Source organism: Lysinibacillus louembei, from assembly GCF_033880585.1.
GTDB lineage: Bacteria > Bacillota > Bacilli > Bacillales_A > Planococcaceae > Metasolibacillus > Metasolibacillus louembei.
On sequence record NZ_CP137624.1, the window covers coordinates 2,709,445 to 2,724,843 of the forward strand.

Annotated in this window: 15 protein-coding genes; all 15 read left to right on the plus strand. The window is 38.7% G+C overall.

The genetic code is table 11. The features are described from left to right. Positions 1-141 precede the first annotated feature (141 nt). Positions 142-1,875: a putative bifunctional diguanylate cyclase/phosphodiesterase gene (locus R6U77_RS13485; RefSeq protein ID WP_319836023.1), complete on the plus strand. Its 1,734-nt coding sequence runs from the start codon at positions 142-144 to the stop codon at positions 1,873-1,875. Between the two features lie 13 nt (positions 1,876-1,888). Further along, entirely contained in the window at positions 1,889-3,025 is a 1,137-nt protein-coding gene (locus R6U77_RS13490) for a THUMP domain-containing class I SAM-dependent RNA methyltransferase (RefSeq protein ID WP_293920589.1), read from the plus strand. Between the two features lie 73 nt (positions 3,026-3,098). After that, the gene (locus R6U77_RS13495; RefSeq protein ID WP_319836024.1) at positions 3,099-5,006 is read left to right on the plus strand and encodes an ATP-dependent DNA helicase; all 1,908 of its coding nucleotides are present in this window, start codon (positions 3,099-3,101) and stop codon (positions 5,004-5,006) included. Between the two features lie 168 nt (positions 5,007-5,174). Then, a complete protein-coding gene (locus R6U77_RS13500; RefSeq protein ID WP_293920585.1) occupies positions 5,175-5,897 on the plus strand; it encodes an AAA family ATPase in 723 nt (240 codons plus the stop codon). A gap of 13 nt (positions 5,898-5,910) precedes the next feature. Next, a complete protein-coding gene (locus R6U77_RS13505; protein WP_319836025.1) occupies positions 5,911-6,297 on the plus strand; it encodes a hypothetical protein in 387 nt (128 codons plus the stop codon). Positions 6,298-6,306: 9 nt separating this feature from the next. Continuing rightward, the gene (locus R6U77_RS13510; protein ID WP_293920582.1) at positions 6,307-6,909 is read left to right on the plus strand and encodes a LysE/ArgO family amino acid transporter; all 603 of its coding nucleotides are present in this window, start codon (positions 6,307-6,309) and stop codon (positions 6,907-6,909) included. Positions 6,910-6,942: 33 nt separating this feature from the next. Further along, the gene (locus R6U77_RS13515; RefSeq protein ID WP_319836026.1) at positions 6,943-7,962 is read left to right on the plus strand and encodes an ArsR/SmtB family transcription factor; all 1,020 of its coding nucleotides are present in this window, start codon (positions 6,943-6,945) and stop codon (positions 7,960-7,962) included. Between the two features lie 97 nt (positions 7,963-8,059). Continuing rightward, positions 8,060-9,031: an ABC transporter ATP-binding protein gene (locus tag R6U77_RS13520; protein WP_319836027.1), complete on the plus strand. Its 972-nt coding sequence runs from the start codon at positions 8,060-8,062 to the stop codon at positions 9,029-9,031. Position 9,032: 1 nt separating this feature from the next. Further along, the gene (locus R6U77_RS13525; RefSeq protein ID WP_319836028.1) at positions 9,033-9,806 is read left to right on the plus strand and encodes an ABC transporter permease; all 774 of its coding nucleotides are present in this window, start codon (positions 9,033-9,035) and stop codon (positions 9,804-9,806) included. Beyond that, the gene (locus tag R6U77_RS13530; protein ID WP_319836029.1) at positions 9,807-10,595 is read left to right on the plus strand and encodes an ABC transporter permease; all 789 of its coding nucleotides are present in this window, start codon (positions 9,807-9,809) and stop codon (positions 10,593-10,595) included. It abuts the gene before it with no gap. 22 nt (positions 10,596-10,617) lie between these two features. Next, positions 10,618-11,064 (plus strand): HIT family protein, encoded by a 447-nt coding sequence (locus R6U77_RS13535; RefSeq protein WP_319836030.1) that lies wholly within the window; start codon positions 10,618-10,620, stop codon positions 11,062-11,064. 1 nt (position 11,065) lies between these two features. Next, positions 11,066-11,872, plus strand: coding sequence for a PP2C family serine/threonine-protein phosphatase (locus R6U77_RS13540; protein ID WP_319836031.1), 807 nt, complete (start codon positions 11,066-11,068; stop codon positions 11,870-11,872). 336 nt (positions 11,873-12,208) lie between these two features. After that, on the plus strand, positions 12,209-13,897 hold the full coding sequence (locus tag R6U77_RS13545) for a methyl-accepting chemotaxis protein (protein ID WP_293920572.1): 1,689 nt from the start codon (positions 12,209-12,211) through the stop codon (positions 13,895-13,897). 310 nt (positions 13,898-14,207) lie between these two features. Further along, on the plus strand, positions 14,208-14,582 hold the full coding sequence (locus R6U77_RS13550; protein ID WP_293920571.1) for a hypothetical protein: 375 nt from the start codon (positions 14,208-14,210) through the stop codon (positions 14,580-14,582). A gap of 102 nt (positions 14,583-14,684) precedes the next feature. Continuing rightward, on the plus strand, positions 14,685-15,395 hold the full coding sequence (locus R6U77_RS13555; protein ID WP_319836032.1) for a hypothetical protein: 711 nt from the start codon (positions 14,685-14,687) through the stop codon (positions 15,393-15,395). Positions 15,396-15,399: the final 4 nt, after the last annotated feature.

Sequence of the window (15,399 nt, forward strand, 5' to 3'; positions counted from 1 at the left end):
AGCAATAACAGATTGCTATAGCACAACATTTCAAATATTCTACATCATAAGGCATGTACCTTGCGATGCAGATGGAGCTGTCACAATTTTCTTTTGGACGGCTCCTTTTCTTTGACATTAACAATTAAGGGTGAAATAAAAATGGGTAGTGAAAATTTTACTCAAAACATTATTAATATAGAACCCTCTGCCTACGATACGAGCATAGTAAAAGTCATTTTTGAAAATGTAGAGGAAGGGATTATGATTACAAACGACAAAAGGCGAATTGTTGTTGTAAATCCTGCTTTTGAGTTTGTAACAGGTTATTCAAGTAAAGAAGTCATAGGGCATACACCAGGTATTTTACAATCGGGTATGCACGATAGCTTGTTTTATGAAAAAATGTGGGCAAAAATTGAGAAAGATGGCATGTGGCAAGGTGAAATTTGGAATCGCCGAAAAACTGGCGATATTTACCCAGAATGGTTAACGATTATAGCCGTTCAAGGTGCCAATCAGCATATTACGCATTACTGTGGTATATTTACAGATTTATCTGAGCGCAGAAGTGTTGAAAGTGAGCTGAAAAAGCGGACGCTGACGGATTTATTAACAAAAATAAATAATCGCTTTGCTTATTTAGAGCGAATGAAAGCATTGCTTTTTACAAGCTCTACAACAACTACAAAGATGCGACATGCAGTCTATTTTTTAGATATCGACCGATTCAAGCAAGTGAATGATGTATTTGGACAGGCGATTGGTGATAAACTACTGATTGCGGTAGCAAGACGTATCCAAAAGCTATTAAAAAATAAAGATATTTTAGCGCGCTATGGCGATGATGAGTTTGCCATTACATTAACAAACATTGTACATCCACGTGAAGCTGCAAAATTTGCGCAGCAAGTGCTGCATGAGCTGGAGCGTCCTTTTTTAATTGATGGACAGGAAATTTTCATTTCAGCGAGCATAGGCATTAGCTTATATCCATTAGATGGTGTGTCGACGGAAGAATTAATACAGCGTGCAGACAAGGCAATGTATTTTTCAAGGCAAACAGGTCCAGGCCATTTCGCCTTTTTTATAGAGGATTTAGAAATTGATGCAAAGCGTGTGCTCCTGTTAGATACAGAGCTCCGCAAAGCGATTGACAATCAGGATTTCCAACTATATTTCCAACCGAAAATTTCTTTGAATACGAAGCAAGTAATCGGTGTAGAAGCATTAGTACGCTGGACAAATGATAAACTAGGTTTTATCTCACCAGCGGAGTTTATTCCTTATGCTGAAGAAACAGGTTTAATTATTCCTCTGAGTGAAATGATTATAGAGATGGCATGTAATGCGTTTCATGTATTACGCGCAAATGGTCATGCCAGTGTGCCAATTGCAATCAATATATCAAGCATCCATTTTCAACAGCACAATTTCCTAGAAGCTGTTCAAAAAATATTAGAAAAAAATAACGCTTCAGCACATAATTTTGAAATTGAAGTGACAGAACGAACGGTTTTGGAAAACTCTTCAGAGGCTGTAAGCAAGTTTGATCGCTTGAAGCAATTAGGCTTTACGCTGTCAATTGATGATTTTGGCACAGGCTATTCGTCATTAAGCTATTTAATACGTTTTCCATTCGATGTGCTGAAAATCGATCGCAGCTTTGTGCAGCATATATGCTCATCAGAGGAGAAGCAAGGAATAGTAGATGCTATTATTCAAATGGCACATCGCCTTAACATGAAAGTAGTGGCAGAGGGCGTTGAAAGTGCACAACAAGCACAATTATTACAAGAAATCGACTGTGATTTCGCACAAGGCTTCCATTATGGCAAGCCGATGCCATTAGGCGAATTGCTACAATTTTTAGCCTATTGGGAGCATATACAGTGAGGAAGGGTAACATATGACAAAATTTCAATTAGTCGCAACAGCAGCTATGGGCTTAGAGGCAATCGTTGCACAGGAAGTACAAGATTTAGGCTACGAAACGCGCGTTGATAACGGCAAAGTGTATTTTGAAGGGGACGAAACGGCCATTGCACGCTGTAATTTATGGCTGCGTGTAGCAGACCGTGTCAAAATCGTCGTAGGACAATTTCCAGCACATACATTTGACCAATTGTTTGAATCGACAAAGGCATTAGATTGGGGCCGCTATTTATCTGTCGACGCGGCATTCCCTGTATCAGGGAAATCGGTAAAATCAAAGTTATTTAGCGTACCAGATTGCCAAGCAATTGTGAAAAAGGCCATTGTGGAGAAAATGAAATCACATTATAAGCGTTTAGGCTTTTTAGATGAATCGGGTGCAACCTTTAAAATTGAAGTATCGATTTTAAAGGATGTTGCAACATTGACGATTGACACATCAGGTGCAGGCTTGCACAAGCGTGGCTATCGTCAAGTGCAAGGGGAAGCGCCTTTAAAGGAAACGCTCGCTGCAGCATTAGTGAAAATTTCAAAATGGAATCCGAATCGTCCGTTCGTTGATTTATTTTGCGGCTCAGGTACGATTCCATTAGAAGCGGCAATGATTGGACAAAATATTGCACCAGGCTATAATCGTGAGTTTATTTCAGAGGAATGGGCTTGGATGAAAGCGAAAATTTGGGATGAAGTGCGCGATGAAGCAGATTCTCTTGCAAATTACGACCAACCATTACAAATTATCGGCTCAGACATCGACCATCGCATGATTAGCATCGCCCAAGAAAATGCGTTAGAGGCAGGCTTTGGTGAGCTATTAACATTTAAACAGATGCAGGCAACGGATTTTACAACACGCCTAACAGATGGTGTTATTATTTCCAACCCGCCATATGGTGAGCGTATCGGTGATATCGAAGCGATTGAAGGTGTCATTAAAACAATTGGGCAAGTGATGAAAAATTATCCAACTTGGTCTGTTTATATGCTTTCTTCAATGGAGAACTTTGAACAATGCTACGGTCGTCAAGCAACGAAAAAGCGTAAGCTATTTAACGGCTTTATTCGCACAGACCTTTATCAATACTGGGGTCAAAAATCAAAGCGTGATTAACATGCAGGGCTGCCAAATGTTTTGGACAGCCCGTTCGTTGTCTACATACTGATATATAGAGGAGAAAATAAAGATGAGACAATCATTACCGTTTGAATTATCAAAAGAGAAATCCTTCTTTGATTCACTTGGCGATTGGATGGGGGACGTTCTCTACGACGAGCTACCTGAAAAGGGCTTTGAATGTCGAGATGAACAAATTTTTATGGCATATCAAATTGAACAGGCATTAAAGGAGAAAAATGTGCTGTTTGCGGAAGCTGGCGTTGGTACAGGAAAAACGATTGCCTACCTGCTACCTGCTGTTTCCTATGCGCGCTATACAGGAAAGCCTGCCTTAATTGCATGTGCTGATGAGACATTAATTGATCAGCTTGTTAAAGAGGGCGGCGATGTGCATAAGCTGCGTGATCATTTAGGCTTAAACATTGATGTGCGCCTTGCAAAATCGCGTGACCAATATTTATGTATTAAACGCTTTGAGGAGGCAGACCGTCAGCTAGAGGCAGATTGGATTGAGGATATTGCCGATTCGATGCCGGATGGCGTTTATGCACATGGCTCGATGATTGCGCTACAGCCATATGGTGAGCGCAGCGATTATCCAATGATTAGCGACGATGAGTGGCAAATGGTCAACTATAATGCATTAATGCAGTGTGCGGTATGTGATGTGCGCAACCGCTGTGGTCAAACATTGCATCGTGCCTATTACCGTAAGTCAACCGATTTAATTATTTGCTCGCAGGATTTTTTAATGGAGCATTTAGCAACAAAGGAATCGCGTGAGCGCGAAGGGCAGCTACCACTTTTACCAGAAGTATCGATGATTGTACTAGATGAAGGGCATTTATTAGAATATGCGGCACAAAAGGCGATGACCTATAAAGTACAGGCACATACAATTGTCAATTTATTAGAACGTTTAATGGTCGATGGTGTGCGTGAGCGTACATTATATGCGATGGAGCGCTTACAGGATGACCATGAGCTCTTTTTTGACCAGCTGCGTGAAGATTTAGTAGCTTCAGAGGCAGACCGTAAACGTATTGAAAAATCAGCGCGCTTATTAGCACTTGGCAAGCGCTTAATTGCTGATGTAGAGCAGTTATTAGAGGAGTTTGTTTTTGAATCGGAGCTTTATATGATTCCAGAATACGAGCTCAATATGGCAGAGGAATTTTTAGAGCATTATGTAGCGTCTTTGCGTATTTTTGTTGCACAAGGTGATGCGGTTGATTGGCTGGAGGAGGCAGATGGTGAGGAAACACTTGTGATTATGCCTCGCTTAATTACAGAAGTATTAGAGGAAACACTGTTTGCTAAAAAAACACCTATCGTCTTTTCATCTGCTACACTATCAGTGAAAAAGGACTTTTCTTATATTGCTTCAAGCCTAGGTATTGATCAATATCAATCCTTCAGTGTGCCATCACCATTCGATTATGAGGATGTCATGAAAATTTATGTGCATGAGCTCACGCAGCAAAATAAGGCTGCAAAAGTAGAGGAATTGCTACGCGATGGTGAAAAAACGTTAATTTTATTTAAATCGAAACAGGCAATGAATGCATTTAAATCACAGCTGAGCATGATGGCACGTTTAACAGTAGCATTTGAAGGGGACCGTGAGCTATCAGCAATCGTCCGAGATTTCCAAGATGGCACAGTACAAACATTTTGCTCCTATCATTTATGGGAAGGGCTTGATTTACCAGAGGAAGCATTGACACGCGTCATTATTTTTGATTTACCATTCCCACCGCATGATCCTTTATTTGATGCGAAACGCTCATTTGCACAAGATGCCTTTAAGGAGGTAGAGCTACCATTTATGCTACTGCGCTTACAGCAGGGCATGGGGCGCTTAATTCGTACATCAAATGACTATGGCGATATTCATATCCTTGTTAACGAAGAAGAAAGACCAATGCGCCAATATTTTGAGGATATTTTAGCGGTTGAGCCGATTATTAAGTAATTCGCAGATAACTTCGCAAAAATCGCAGATATATAAGTGGAATTCGCAGATATATCTCGTAAAAACGCAGATAAATTAGTAGTTTTTTAGAAAATGGCTGTCATATTGTTCTGACAGTCATTTTGCTATTTTTTTGGTCATTCGTTACAATAAAATAGAGGTGAAGTCATGTATTTACAGACGGTACGTTATTTGCAGGAGCAAGTGTCCGCTAAGGAACAATATCCATTTAATATTTCAGCATTCGAGCATTTTGAGGAGCTACATTTGCCAACGAATGTGACATTTTTTGTCGGGGAAAATGGCTCAGGTAAATCGACATTGCTTGAGGCAATCGCTTATGAATGTGGATTTCATACAGCAGGTGGCAGTCGCAATCATTTATATGATGTACATGAGTCACATTCTGCTCTCGGGGAATATATACGCTTAATTTGGTCGCGTAAAGTGACACGCGGCTTTTTCTTGCGTGCTGAAACATTTTATCAATTTGCGAGCCATCTTGATTTAATGTTTGACCCATCTGGCAAGAAATATGATGCCTATGGCGGAAAATCATTGCATGAGCAATCGCACGGTGAATCCTTTTTATCCTTGTTTCAAAATGCCTTTGGCCACAGAGCAATCTACTTATTAGATGAGCCAGAAGCAGCACTTTCTCCGACGCGGCAGCTGAGCTTAATGCGTATTATTAAGGAGCTAGAGCATGACGCCCAATTTATTATTGCGACACATTCACCGATTTTGCTCGGCTACCCAAATGCAACGATTTATGATTTTGACGAGCAAATAAGTAAAGTTCGTTATGAGGATACATTGCATTATATTTTAACGAAGCGCTTTTTAGATGCAAAAGATAAAGTGTTAAATGAACTATTTTTAGATTTGTAAAAGAGGTGACAAAATGACAGGATATTTATATGAAATTCGAATTCATGAGCAACAAAAAGGAGCTAACATGAGTTATAGTATAACCTTCCATGGTGAAAAAAGATTGCTGCAAAAAATGATTGAGCTGGCGGAAAAGGATCTTGCTTTTTTAGTTTATAAAGAGGCAACCAAATGGGCGCAGCTCCTCTTCCGTCGAGAGTATGTATTTTCAATACAGGATGTGCCAGCAGCAAATAGCTCAATGCCACATTGGAGTCTAGCAAATATATTAAAAGGGCAGGAAGTTGTCGAATTGCCTGATTGCTTACATACAGAGCATACAGCAAAGGCTTTACAGGAGGAGCTAATGGGCTTTGCTGCCAAAACAGCCTCAAGGCAGGGCAATTTATTTAGAGAATAGGGGAATAGGATGCAAGCGATTATTCATGGAATCATTTTAGCTTTTGGACTGATTTTACCATTAGGCGTGCAAAATGTTTTTGTTTTTTCCCAAGGAGCGATGCAGCCATCAAGATTGCGCGCTTTGCCAGCAGTGTTGACAGCAGCATTATGTGATACGCTACTCATTTTACTGGCTGTGCTTGGTTTGTCAGTGATTGTTACTCAATTTGAATGGCTACGACTGGCTTTAATTATTGGCGGCATTTTATTTTTAATTTATATGGGTAAGGTGTTGTGGACAGCGAAGGTAGAAAGAGCACAGCAAGGGGAAGCACTGCCCGCAAAAAAACAAATACTATTCGCTTTATCTGTGTCGCTCTTAAATCCACATGCAATTTTAGATACAGTTGGTGTCATTGGCACGAGCGCATTAAATTATATTGGCACAGATAAAACGCTATTTACGATTACATGTATAATCGTGTCATGGCTATGGTTTGTTAGCTTAATGTTTGCTGGCTCAATGCTGAAAAAAATAGATAGCTCAGGCAAGGTGATGTACATATTTAATAAATGCTCGGCTGTTTTTATTTGGGGAACAGCGTTATACTTATTAATAGGTTTATTTTGATGTTAGATATTTATCTTATAAGGAGAGGGATATATGGGACGCGAATTAGAGCTATATGAACAGCCATTAGAGCAAGTGATTTATACATCTTCGCCAGTTGTAGAAGGATTAGCTATTGTGTGTGCTATGACAACAGGAAAAGAAAACTATTTGACAGCAGAGCTCCCTTATTTTCAACAGCTCTTTCCCAATCACTATGTCATCAAGCAGTTTCAGCAATTTCAAAATGAGATGGTCTACGATCTATTTAATCTGTTAATTCCGATACCACATTTAGCCTCAGTAGAGCAATTTGTTGAAAAGCTTCTACATATGAAGAACGATTCTTTTCTATATTATTTGTGGGGTGAAGAAGTAGAAATTGAGACCATTCAGCAATTACTACAAGAGCCTGCTAGCATTTTTAATGTAGAGGATATTTATTATTGGCAAACAGCAGAAGAGCGACAATTATATGTTGAATGGTTGTCACAGCTATCCACTTTTAAAGAAGCATTTGCAGAGCTTTTACTGGATATTGCACAAGCTCCTGAATTTCAAACGTTGTTGACAAACAAGGCACCACTTGTGCAAGCGTCGATTAAATCGCTACAGCAGCTATCTTTAGAGCCACTTGCGCTAGCACAGTATGTTATGGGGAAAACATTTCGACGTGTAAGCTTATATAAAATCTATTATTTTATTCCAAGCTATAGCCTATCACCTGTGAGAATGCGCATTTTTAATGATTCAGTATGCTATATACTTTATGGCTGTGCCAATCCACTATCAGATGAGCGTGAAAAAAGTGAACAATTAGCCCAACAGCTTAAGGCAATTGCAGACCCAAACCGTCTTTTAATACTGCGCATGCTGACAACGAAAAAGGAATATGGAGCTAAGCTAGCAGAGTATTTAGGTATAACAACAGCGACAGTATCGCACCATTTAGATATTTTGAAAAAAGCAAAGCTTGTCACAGAAGAAAAGATTGGTACAAGTAAATATTTCGCAGTTAACACAACTGAGGTAACGAATATGTTGATGTCCTTACAGCGCTTTGCAAAAGCTTAATCCATTGTGATTAAGCTTTTTTTAGTTGCTTATTTTGTATTTTGTAATATAATCATATTATTAGATATATATCTAATGATAAAAAGGCGGTGTAATGATGACGAATTATTTAATTGATGTCCAACATGTAAAACGTACATATGAGGTGCAGAGTAGGCGATGGAAAAGGCAGCGACAGAAAGTGGATGCTGTAAAGGATGTATCCTTTTGCGTAAAAGAAGGGGAAATATTTGGCTTGCTTGGACCAAACGGCGCGGGCAAAACAACAATGATTAAAATGCTTACGACGATGCTAATTCCAACAAGTGGAACCATTTCTATTCTTGGGCTTGATCCAGTAAAACAGTATAGGGAGCTGCGTCCGCAAATTAACTTTATTCTAGGAGGTGAACGCAATTTATATTGGCGCTTATCCGCCTATGATAATTTAGCGTATTTTGCAGATTTATATAAAATTCCTCGTGCTGTTCAACAAAAGCGAATTCCTCAATTACTACAGCTTGTTGGTTTAGAGGATGCAGCACAGCGTCGGGTTGAAACCTTTTCAAAGGGGATGAAGCAGCGTTTACAAATTGCCAGAGGGTTAATTAATCAACCGAAAATTTTATTTTTAGATGAGCCTTCCATTGGTCTTGATCCTGTAAGTGCAAGAAAGTTACGTGACATTTTACGTGAGCTAAATAAACAGGGCACGACAATTATTTTAACGACACACTATATGTATGAGGCGGATGAGCTATGTGACCGAATTGCCTTCATTAATAAAGGGCAACTAGTAACGATTGACACACCGCAGCAGCTAAAGCAAAAAATGAGTGATATCACAGTTATTACTTGTACGGTGAAAAATTGTACAGAGCAACAGCTAAATGATTACTTACCATGTGAGTATTTGCAGCATATAGCTATTGATGTAAAAGATCAGGGGCTAGTTGTTCATATGCATACTAATAAGCCACAGCAGCTTGTACCAAATCTTTATCGAATACCACAAATTCATATACAGGATATGACAATGGCACAGCCATCACTAGAGGATGTTTATGTAGCAATGATTGGGGGGCTATAAAATGACAAGTAATTGGCACGCATTTTGGTCAAGTGTGATACTGCAAATGAAGCTATCGATGGCACGACCAATGTTTCAATTTGTCATTTGGATTTCACCATTGTTTTATGCAACAATTACATACTTTATTTACGGTGGGCAATCACCAGAGCAAATTCGCCAATATGTGGTGCTTGGCTCGGGCTTTATGGCATTGTGGACGTCCATTGTTTATTCATCAGCTAGCGATATTCATCGTGAACGAATGTATGGTACGCTGGAAAATATTTTTGTTGCACCAGCAGCCTTTTCTTTAATTTTAGCTGGAAAGATAGCTGGTAATACGTTATGGGGCTTTTTTTCAATGGTTCTATCCTTTAGCTACTTCACCTTGCTATTTCAAATAAGCATTCCGATAGATCAGCCCTTGCTCTTCATATTGGCACTATTTACAGTAGCTGTAGCTATTTTCGTCTTTGCCTTTGTCATGGCATTGCTGTTTACATTATCCCGTCAAGCAGAGGCATTAATGAATTTTATTGAATATCCAATCTTTTTGCTATGTGGATTTTTGTTTCCTATTGCGATTTTACCGATATGGCTACAGCCGTTTTCGATGCTCCTGCCCCCCACGTGGGCGATTGAATTATTGCGGGCAGTGCTGGTTGGTCAAGGAATGGGGAACACCTTTTTAGCGCTAGGTGTGATAACAGCCATATATAGCATAATCGCTTATATATGCTATCAAGCAGTACAGCAAAAAGCGCGTAAAGATGGAAAATTGGGGGTGTATTAATTGGCAGCACTTATAAGATTTATGCGACATGCTAGGCTTTCCTATAAAGCGATGTTTAGTATGCTACAGCTGAAAGTATATGTTTTAGTAATGGTATTAAGCCCATTAAGTCAGCTATTATTTTTTAGTATGCTTGTTCGTTATATTTATCAGGGGGAGGGTTTGAGTGGCTATATTGCAGCAAATGCTTTATTGCTTTGTGTGATGAATTCGGTATTTGGTATGATGACAGTCATTATGTCTGACCGAGGAATGGGCACATTGCCGCTTGTTATCGTAACACCTGCTAATAAAGGGCTGTTATTTTTAGCACGTTCTGTTCCGCATATTATGAATGGCATTGTGACAGCGTGCTTAGGTCTATTATTTGGAGTGCTCGTGTTTCAAATTACACTATCCTTCAGCACTTTTTTATTGTTAGTTTGCATATGGCTTGTTTCTATCTTTGCTGCCTGTGGCCTCGGCTTAATTTTAGCCTCTTGTAGTCTTTGGACACCCTCTATGCATCTGTTAGCAAATTTATTAGCAAGTACCTTACTGCTATTAAGCGGAGCCAATTATTCATTGCAAGTCATGCCTGACTGGCTACGTTTTATAGCACAAGCCTTGCCACTGACAAGAGGTGTGGAATTGACAAAAGCAATTGTCGGTGGTAGGGATGTATCACAATTTGCGATATTACTAACAGAGGAATTTCTGTTAGGGTGTGTATTTTTTTTAATTGGCATTGTCGCAATGCGCTATGCTGAAATGATTGCACGTCGAAAAGGAACGATGGAGCTAAGTTAAAAGTAGAAAGGGGAGGTTATAAATGGATGAAAAATGCTTTATTTGTGCTAAGCATCAAGGGGAAATTAAAACATCTGGAATCACGATTTATGAGGATGATTATGTATATGTAGGACATATTGATAGCAATGACCCATTAAAATATATTGGTCATTTAATGATTGATTTAAAGCGACATGTCCCAACACTTGGAGATATGACAATGGAGGAGGCAAGCACGTTTGGCATGGTGATGGCAAAGGTGAGTACGGCTTTAATGGCATCAGAGAGGATTGAGCATGTTTATGCACTGGTTTCAGGCAATTCAGTGCCGCATTTACATATGCATTTAGTGGCACGCTACATTCATACGCCGAAAAAGCATTGGGGACCAATGGCAGTGTATGATTGGGCAGAAGCTCCTAGAGGGGATGAAAATGAAGTGATGGAGTTTTGCCATCGTATCAAAAAATATTTGGAGGCTCACTAGGATGAGAGATGGCGTAAATGAATTTAGTTGGTGTGGCGACCAGGAGAATTTTGTAGATATAATAAATATCTATCATATTGATTCTATTCGTATTGGGCGATTTGGTGGAAATGCTTATGCAGGACAATATAAAAATGAAGATGGCTGTTTAGTATGGGTAGATGAAGAAAATAAGTGGGAGTTTGCAGTGATTTTAGATGCACACAATTCAACTGAGAGTATTCATGTCATTTTACAGCACTTTGCAATGAAAAAGGCTGAATGGCAAGCACTATTTTATTTGAGTGTTGAGCAAGTTTTCGGAAGAATAGAAAAAGCCATGCTCAAGATGTTTCAAGATGAAGCATTCCTCACTGATTGTCAAAGCATCCAAGGGGAAACAGCTTGTTTAATTATTTTCAGAAAGGATAAATATATTTGGTGGTTTTCGGTAGGGGATTGCCTTGCATTTTTATTTCATCCAGAGCTAGCGCAACTTGCACAATATCAAATCAATCAAAGACAATTTTATGAATGGATTGGTCAGGTAAATACATTTGAGCAAAGCGTGCCGTGCTATAGCAGTGGAATAAGAGAACTAAGGTCAGGTATGAATCGCATATTTTTGACAACAGATGGACTGCTTGAATGTCCAAATGAACCGTTTGCTGCGAAGGGAATTTATCGCCTCATAATGGATGATACAATAGAGCAAGGAATTGAGATATTATTGCGAACGATTCAAGAAAATGGGGTAAGGGATAGCACAACTATTATTGCTTGGGATGTCCATGTCACAAAAACGGTGACAAAACCAAGCAATGGCTAGAGCTCTAAAACAAAAAAATCGTAATTTTCTGTTTATACAATAAAGATCGATTTGTACCAAATGCTATGGTATGAATCGTTTTTTTATGCTGAAAGAGAAGCGAAATAACACTTTCATATCAAAGAAGCAAGATGATTCTAGTCATATAGAACTGATTTGTTCGTTTGGAATCATTATTAATTAATTTATATTCCATTCTTTCGTTTTTTATGGGAAAATTATGAGTAGAATTGCAAGAAATTTATACTACGTAATACCTTTGATATAGAGTAAAGACTAGTAATAAATAACGAAGAGGGATTTGCAATTTAACAGAGATTATGAGGAGGAATGAAAATGAGTATAGGAAAAAAGATGAATATGTTTTTTCTTTTATTTATTATTTTACTAACCGTTTCCATTGTCAGTACTTTTACTAACTTATACACGATTGAAAAACGAACGGATGAAGCAATGGATTCACGTTTAGAGCAACTGCTATTAATAAAGGAAATTCGCTTAGGGGTGTCTGCACAGGAAAGATATATTAATTCGCTAATTTTAAGCCCAACATTATCAAAAAACAAACAGGAGCTATTGGCGACTTCTACAAAGTTAAATGAAGATATCACGACATTACAAGGCTATTTAAACTCTAAACAAATGAAAGATTTATGGGAGCAATTAAGCGTATCAAACCAACATTTCAATGAAGAGCTACCTAGCATTATTGAAGCTGCTGAAAGTAAGGATATGGCAAGAGCAACAATGCTATTTAATACAGCTATATCAAAAATCAATGAAGAAACATTCCGCGTTACAACGGATATGCAAACATATCAAATGCAGCAAATGGATGAAATTCAAGACTCTACATATAGCGCTATTAACGTAGCGAGAATCGTTTCTATTCTTGTATTAGTCATTAGTATTGTTATTACAATAGGGTTAGTGATTTATGTGCGTCGTACAATTACAAGCCCATTACGCTCAATTATGAGCAGTGCCACAGTAATTGGTGATGGGGATTTATCAGGTGCAGATATTGCCATTAACACAAAGGATGAGCTAGGGCAATTAGGTGGGATTTTCAATACAATGAAAAGCAATATTCGCAATTTGATTACGCAAATTCAATCAAATGCGGAGCAGCTTGGTGCATCAGCTCAGCAACTCTCTGCTAGCGCAGAGGAAATGACAGCAACGACAGAGGATGTAACAAGACAGGCAGCGGATACAGCAGAGACTTCACAAATTGCAACAGGCGCGGCAAATGAAAGCGCTATTGCAATGGAAGAAACAGCACAAGGTATTCAGCGTATTGCAGAAGCTTCCCAAACATTGCATACGTCATCATTAAATGCAAGCGAAGTGGCAACAAATGGTACGCAAATTATTACGAATGCAAGACAGCAAATGAACGAGATTAATGGAGCAGCCTTAACAGTTAATGAGCTTGTCCAAAAATTAGCGCTACAAACAGAAGAAATCGGTAATATGACACAAGTGATTACAGCGATAACAGAGCAAACGAACTTGTTAGCGTTGAATGCAGCAATTGAAGCAGCACGTGCAGGTGAGCATGGGAAAGGCTTTGCGGTCGTGGCTGATGAAGTACGAACATTAGCGGAGGAGTCGAAGGCGTCTGCCAATAGCATTGCTACATTAACAACGGAAATTAGACAGGATACAAAAAATGTGGAGCAAGCAATGGAAAGCGCACTTGGCTCGGTGCAAGAAGGGGTAGTCGTGATTTCACAAGCAGGAGAATCATTCGATACAATCGTTGAGGCAGTGAATGAGATGACTTACCAAATCCAAGATGTTTCAGCAACAGCGGAGCAACTGTCAGCAAGCGCTGAACAAGTATCTGCCTCTGTTAATGAAATCGCCTCAGGTACAAGAAATATTTCAGAAAATATTGATACAGTAGCTGCTGCGATGGAGGAACAATCTGCTACAATGAACGAGGTCACAAATGTTGCGACAACATTAAGTGAAAATGCTCAAGAGCTACAAATAGAAATACAGAAATTTAAAGTTTAATCATTTAAATGAAGGTGGAACATAGAAAATAATTTTTCTATGTTCCACCTTATTTTGTTGCTAGATAAGTAATTGTCTGGGAATTGCCCAATAGACCTATAGAAGAATAAAATAGAATGACAAAGCAACTAGTTCGACAAATGATTAAATGTGATTTATACTATGTTAGGTTAAAATACGATAGCGACATATGTTCTAAAAAGGTGAATTTACTAGATGAAATCATATAAGTAAAATATTTCAATATAATAATAATAGATTCACAGCATTTTTAGTAGAAACAATATGATGAGCAAAAAGGAGAGCAAGTATGATAGTCGTAGATAAAAAGAAATACAAAATGGCCATTGAGCAAAATATGAAAGAAGTGCATGTAAGGGTAAATGGGCTAATTCGTGAAGAAGATGCGGAGGCGTATATGGTCGACTTACAAGAAACAATCAGTACAATACCAAAACAGCAATATACATTTGTCATTGATGCTATTTATCAAACACCTACCCCTTCCAAAGTTGTACCACAAATGGAGGGCGCCATGCTATTCTATGCCTCATTAGGCTTTAAAGACATAATTGTTGTAAAGCCCGCATCGAAAATTGCACAAGTCCAAATAAGAAACGTACTTGAGAGAATTGAATTTCCAGGAACGTTTGTCGATAGTTTAAAACGTACAAGCGTATTTTAACCTGATTCAGTAACTCAGCAGTAAGGATAAATAAAGCGTCAAATATAGAAGTTCTAACTTCTATAATCGGCGTAATTGATTAATTTGAAGGGATGTCAACAAGTGAGTACAGCATTGAATTTTTACACATATGAAATTATTACAAAAGAGAAGCCAGATTTAATCCAACAAGCGGCTGAATGTTTAGCACGTACATTTATTGGAATAGATGTTGCAGGCAAATGGATCCAGGAGCCAATTGTAGGGCAATTAAGTCTGGAGTATGAAGATTTTTGTACATTTACAAGTGAGTATTTACATTCTACAGTAGAGCAAGGCTATTGTGCGGTTGCTTTAAATGAGGACGGGCGTGTGGTAGGTGTACTTGCTGGCGATGTGAATGCACCAGAGGTGGCAGAGGAAGATTTATTTGAAGGACCTCTAGCTGATATGAACGTTGTTATGCATGTTCTAAATGATGTAACAGGGCGTTTTATTGCTGACTATGAAAAGCGTAAAGGAAAAGAAATTCAAGATGGGCAAATATTACATTTGTTTATGTTAGGCGTAATGGCGGAGCATAACCGACAAGAGATTGTGCAGCAATTAGCTGAACAGCTCTTTACAAAGGCTGCACTGCAAGGAGTAGAGCTGGTGATTGGTGAAGCTACAAACCCTAAATCGATGCGTCTTTTGGAAAAGTTTTTCAATATGACTAAATATGTGGACAAAGAAGGCAATACCATTTGCCATCCATATCAGCAAAACGAGAGATTGCAAGGAATTCCTTCAGAAATCGCTGATGGTACATATATTATTGCAAGAGAACTTTAATCAT